Genomic DNA, 5,486 nt, shown 5'->3' with positions numbered 1-5,486 from the left:
CCCCAGGACGTCTGGTCCCCGCCCTTTATCTAAGGCAAACCGGCAAATTACCAGACCCCACCCAGCTCTATCCGCTAGTATGTACGCGGTGAAGAAAAGCGTTCTGCTGAAGAGCGCAACCTCAAGGAAAGTGAAACCAGTGAAGAAAAAGTCAGCCCTTTTCGCATCCAGCGGCGCCGTGCTCGCTCTCGTCCTGTCTGCCTGCGGCGGTTCCGGCAGCGGCAGCAGCCTCTCAGATGTCGACTACTCCATGAACGGGGCAACCGCCGAACCCTCGGTTTCCTTCGCAACCCCCTTCGCAGCCAACGGCACCGAAGCCTACAAGATTGAGGACGGCGACGGCGCCACCATCGAGGACGGCGACAGCCTGCTCGTTGACGCCACCGTCTTCAGCGGAACCGACGGCACCTCCCTGGGCACCACCTACACCGACGCACCCATGATTATCCCCGTGGGTGAAGACCTGAAGAACGCCGCCCCCGAACTCTACGACATTCTGATTGGCTCAAAGGTCGGCATGTCCTTCTCTTACTCCACCAACATCGATACCGCCTCCACCTCAACCGCTGAGGCAACCCCCACCGTTTCAGCAGGCACCGCCACCAACGTTGAGGTCTACACCGTCTCCGGCAAGCTGCTCAAGAGCGCTGAAGGCACCGAGAACGAGAAGAAGTTATCCGCTCTGGAAAGCTTCTCCCTGGCCGATGACGGCACCGCCACCTTGACCCTGTCAGCAGACCGCGGCGATGCCCCCACCGAGCTTTACACCGAAGACCTCATCACCGGCACCGGCGCAACCGTGAGTGAATCCGACACCATCTACGTCAACTACGTTGGCGTGACCTGGTCAGATGGCACCCAGTTCGACGGCAACTTCGGCGCTAGCCCCACCGCCCTCTCCCTGAACGGCGTCATCGAGGGCTGGAAGCAGGGCCTGGCCGGTAAGACCGTCGGTTCCCGTGTCCTGCTGGTGATCCCCAGCGAGCTGGCCTACGGTGAGGACGCCGCCACCAGCGGTGCCCCCGAAGGCGCCCTGGTCTTCGTGGTAGACATCTTGGGCTCCTCACCCACCCGCACCGCCGCAGCATCAGCTAGCGCCTCAGCCGACGCGTCCGCAACTGCAACCGCAGATGCCAGCGCAAGCGCTACCGAAACTGCTTCTGAGTCTGCGAGCGCTGAAGCTACCGCCTCAGCCAGCGAATAAGACCTCTGTTATCACTCCATTAGAAAAGGTAAAACCTCATGTCATTTGGTCAGCGTAATCTCGACCGTAGCAAGCCTGAAATTGATTTTCCCGAAGGCGGTACCCCCGAAGAGCTCATCATCATCGATGAGATTGAGGGTGCTGGCGAGGTCGTTGAGGCTGGCGATACCGTGTTAGCCCACTACGTGGGTGTAGCTTTCTCCACTGGTGAAGAGTTTGACTCTTCCTGGGGTCGCGGTGAGCCCCTGCGTTTCCAGGTTGGTGCCGGTATGGTTATCCGCGGCTGGGACGAGGGCCTGCTGGGTATGAAGGTGGGCGGCCGTCGTCGTCTGGAGATCCCCAGCGAGATGGCTTACGGTTCCCGCGGTGCCGGTTCTGCTATTGGCCCTAACGAGTCACTGATTTTTGTGGTTGACCTGGTAGACGTCATCAAGCGTTGATTCTCACTGCGGGCTTGTGCCTGCGCGTGTTTGGCCCCCGGTTCGAAAGAGCCGGGGGCTATCTTTGTGTATGTGACTTCTAAAGCTGTTGAACGTGCTGCTGCCTTACTTGATGTGCTCTCGTCTGCCCCTTGGGGGCTGGATCGGGATGCTGTGCGCCAGCGGGTGCCGGGCTATGACCAGGCGGCGACCGATGCTGCGTTTGAGCGTATGTTTGAGCGCGATAAGCAGGTCTTGCGGGCTCTGGGTGTTGAGCTGGTGGCTGAGCGGGCTGATTGTTCTCGGCTGGGTTTTGTGTATCGGCTTGAGGCTAAGTCGCAGGCGGTGGCTGATTTTTCTGCCCTGGATGTGGTGGTGCTGAGCCACTGTGCGCGGGCCTGGGAGGGTACCGAGGTGGAGCGGTTGGCTCGTGCTGCCCTGCTCAAGGTGGGGGTGAGCGTGGGCCAGCGTCTGGGCGGTGAGCTGGGGGAGCCTGCCCGGTTTACCACGGTTCCCGGGGTCGCTGAGTGCCTGGCGGCGGTGGCTGAGGGTAAGGGCGTGAGCTTTCGCTATGCTGGCCGGGACGAGGTGCGCGCGGTTGCTTGCTGGGGCCTGGGGCTGCGGTTTGGCCACTGGTACCTGGTGGGCTGGGATCGGGCCCGTCGGGGGCAGCGTATTTTTAGGCTTGACCGGGCAGCGGGGCTGTCTGTTCTGGCTGTTGAGGGGCCGCAGCCCCCTGCCTCTTTTTCGATGGCCCGGGAGTTAGCTGCTCTTGAACCTGAGCAGGTTCCGCAGGTAGCTACCGTGCCTCTGTTGCCCGGGAAGGGTGCGGACGGGGTGCAGCTGGCTCCCTCCTACGGGGTGGTGGAGTCTGCCCTGCAGGCGATGAGGGGCGGACGCACCCACCGGCTCCCGGAGGGCACATCGGCTCTTGGCGTGGTAGGGGACTACCAGTGGAAGGTCGCTGATGAAGAGGAAAAGCTTCGGCGGGAATTGCGGGCCTGGCATGCCCCGGTATCTGATATTGCTCTTCCTGAACGGACTAAGATCTGGAAGCCTGTAGCTGCTCAGCGGGCCCGTGAAAGTGCTTCAGACCAGCTCATGAGGCTTCTACTCATGGTGTCCCTAATCGAGAGTACCGGGGGCCTGCCCCTTGCTACCCTGGCAGATTTCTTTTCAACGACGGAGCAGAAGGCACGCTCCCAGCTGGAAGGTTTAGCCAGTAGCCTTGGTTTCGAGTCTTTGAACCTAGATATTAACTCTGCGGGGTTCGTGACCCTGCGGGGGCAGCAGGTGCTGACCCGCGGTGTGTCACCGACTGAAACCGAGGCCCTGGCGCTGAGCCTGGCTCTTGACCTATCGGCCAGCCTCGATACGGAGTCCTTTTACAGCCACCTGCGCCAGAAGGTATGGGCCTCGGTTGCTGCCAAGAACCGGCCCGAAGTTGCACCCATGTCTGAACGGGTAGGGGTCTATCGGGCTGACCTTGACCCCCTAGTACAGCGGGCTCTTGATCAGCAGATTCCCCTCGATATCACCTACAGCTCCCACCGTTCTGTCTCCCGCCGCGTTATTGAACCGCTGGCCCTTATCGTTGATAACGGGCCTCGCTACCTGCAAGCCTGGTGTCGCTTGAGCGGGCAGGTGCGGCACTTTAGACTTGACCAGATGTTGAGTATGGCCCCGGTCGAGGGTGATAGCTTCACTCAGCAGGTGCTGACTAGCCCCGAGAGGGGAGAGGACGCGTCCGCTCCCGTTAGCCCTCGCAGCTGGCTCACCCAGCTGACCAGTGGCCAGGCTGCTGCCCAGACCATGATTCTGGCTGTCACTAAAAGTCTGCCGGTAGCCCAGCGCGAAAAAACCCACAGCACCCTCTACCGTTACGCCCTTGAAATAGCCGAAGAGAACGGTGTGACCTTCTACAAAATACCGGTCGCCCACACCGCCTGGGCCCTTAACCTGCTCATAGACCTGGGCCCGGCCGTCTGCCTGCTCACCCCTGCCCACCTGCGGCAAGACCTGCTAGAGCTACTGGGTGACTAGGGGCCACAAACAACTGTCCCAGCACATTACCCACCCATATCCCAGCAGAATCGGTGCAAGCCCACAGCAAAATATTCTCAAAACTAAAGCCGCTTGGGATATATAATTGTCACTATGCCTTGGTGGTTTTGGATAGTTTTGTGGACCGTGCTCGTAGTGAGCTCGCTCTGCCTGCTAGCCTGGCTGCTATACCGCGTCTTCCGCAAAGCCTTAGGGGCACTCGATGCCGCCCAAGACTGGGAGTCCAGCATTACAGATGCGCTGGGGCAGGCCAACCACGCCCAGCTCCTCAGAGAAGAACCGCAACCGGCTCTTTTCACCCCGGTAGGAACCGCCTACGCAGACTACATCCAGGGCAAGAACACTCGAACGCTCGACCGAGCCCGCCGCCGCTCTCAGCGCCGCGACGAACTCGGACAGCCCCAACTCGTCGGAGACCTCAAACGTCTTCAAGAAAGGTGACGCTCGTGCTCGGTAACCTCGGCCCCGTCCATCTCATCATCCTCCTTGTCATCATCATCCTGCTCTTCGGTGCCCCCAAGCTCCCCGGCATGGCCCGCAGCCTCGGCCAGTCCATGCGTATCTTCAAGTCAGAAGTTGACGGCCTGAAGAACGACTCCAAGAAGAACAACGAAGCAAACGGCGACACCAACGGCTCCGTCGTTTCCGGTGAGGTCATCAACAACCCCACCACCACCGACCAGAACAAGGGCTCACAGAACTAAGTTCTCGCCCCCAGAGCGTTCGTGAGTTAACCGCCCAACCCGTGCCCTGGCCACCCAGGGCACGGGTTTATGGGCTCCCAGAGTTTCAGTAGAAGGCACCTATGGCTAAATCAACCAGCCGAAAGAATAACCCCCAGGCCACCATGGCCCTCGGCGAGCACTTTCGCGAATTCCGCAACCGCCTGATTAAAGCGGCTGTTGCTACCTTTATCTGCGCTATCGGCGGCTTCTTCCTCTACGAGCCCTTCATGGAGGCCATCAGCGCCCCGGTCTACGCCATCAACACCGAAGCTGGCCGCACCGCTGCCCTGAACTACTCCACCGCAACATCTCCCTTCGACCAGATGGTGCGTATCTCCCTCTACATCGGCCTGGTTATCGCAAGCCCCGTCTGGCTCTACCAACTCTGGGCCTTCATCACCCCGGCCCTCTACCGCAAGGAAAAGCTCTACACCCTGGGCTTCACCTTCACCGCCATCCCCATGTTCCTTCTGGGCACCGGCCTGGCCTGGTGGGTGCTGCCCACCGCCGTCCGCACCCTAACCATGTTCAGCCCCGATGGCGCAACCAACCTCTTCACCGCCGACGTCTACGTCAGCTTCGTGGTTAAATTCCTGCTGGTCTTCGGTATCGCCTTCGTACTGCCTGTTATCCTGGTCGGCCTCAACTTCATCGGCCTGATCCGCGGTAAGACCATTCTTAAGTCCTGGCGCTGGGTAGTCGTGCTCGTTGGTCTGCTAGCTGCTATGGCAGCTCCCGGTAACGACATCATGTCCATGCTCTACCTCATGCTGCCCCTGCTCTTCTTCTTCTTTGTTGCTATCGGTATCGCTATGCTCAACGACAAGCGCCGCGACCGCCGCAACGCCAAACTCGCAGAGGGACTCACCAACGACGAACTCAACCGAGCCACCAGCCTAGAAGAACTCGACCAGCTCGGTCGCTCCTAAAACCGCCCCGCCCCGGCAGTGAACTGCTCCCCATAAGTTGGACTACTAAAAAACAGTCACCAACTAATGGGGAGCATCTCCTATGCGAGCACGAAGCTCACTCACCCAACACCAACGAGAACAACTCATCCACCTCTTCCAACAA

General features: G+C 60.1%; 6 protein-coding genes. All 6 read left to right on the top strand.

The genetic code is table 11. The features are described from left to right. Window positions 1–139: 139 nt before the first annotated feature. Window positions 140–1,204, top strand: a complete 1,065-nt coding sequence (locus E4U03_RS12215) for an FKBP-type peptidyl-prolyl cis-trans isomerase (RefSeq protein WP_245207732.1) — start codon at window positions 140–142, stop codon at window positions 1,202–1,204. A gap of 38 nt (window positions 1,205–1,242) precedes the next feature. Beyond that, window positions 1,243–1,644 carry an FKBP-type peptidyl-prolyl cis-trans isomerase gene (locus E4U03_RS12210; protein WP_135013992.1) on the top strand — a complete coding sequence of 134 codons (402 nt, stop codon included), beginning with the start codon at window positions 1,243–1,245 and terminating at the stop codon, window positions 1,642–1,644. Window positions 1,645–1,716: 72 nt separating this feature from the next. Beyond that, window positions 1,717–3,666 carry a helix-turn-helix transcriptional regulator gene (locus E4U03_RS12205; protein WP_135013991.1) on the top strand — a complete coding sequence of 650 codons (1,950 nt, stop codon included), beginning with the start codon at window positions 1,717–1,719 and terminating at the stop codon, window positions 3,664–3,666. A 114-nt stretch (window positions 3,667–3,780) separates the two neighbouring features. Further along, window positions 3,781–4,128: a hypothetical protein gene (locus tag E4U03_RS12200; protein WP_135013990.1), complete on the top strand. Its 348-nt coding sequence runs from the start codon at window positions 3,781–3,783 to the stop codon at window positions 4,126–4,128. A gap of 5 nt (window positions 4,129–4,133) precedes the next feature. Continuing rightward, the gene (tatA, locus tag E4U03_RS12195; protein ID WP_135013989.1) at window positions 4,134–4,391 is read left to right on the top strand and encodes a Sec-independent protein translocase subunit TatA; all 258 of its coding nucleotides are present in this window, start codon (window positions 4,134–4,136) and stop codon (window positions 4,389–4,391) included. A gap of 101 nt (window positions 4,392–4,492) precedes the next feature. Then, on the top strand, window positions 4,493–5,341 hold the full coding sequence (gene tatC / locus E4U03_RS12190; RefSeq protein WP_228066287.1) for a twin-arginine translocase subunit TatC: 849 nt from the start codon (window positions 4,493–4,495) through the stop codon (window positions 5,339–5,341). Window positions 5,342–5,486 lie beyond the last annotated feature (145 nt).

Source organism: Rothia nasimurium, assembly GCF_004569295.1.
Lineage (GTDB): Bacteria > Actinomycetota > Actinomycetes > Actinomycetales > Micrococcaceae > Rothia > Rothia nasimurium_B.
This window is presented reverse-complemented; position numbering and strand designations above follow the sequence as displayed.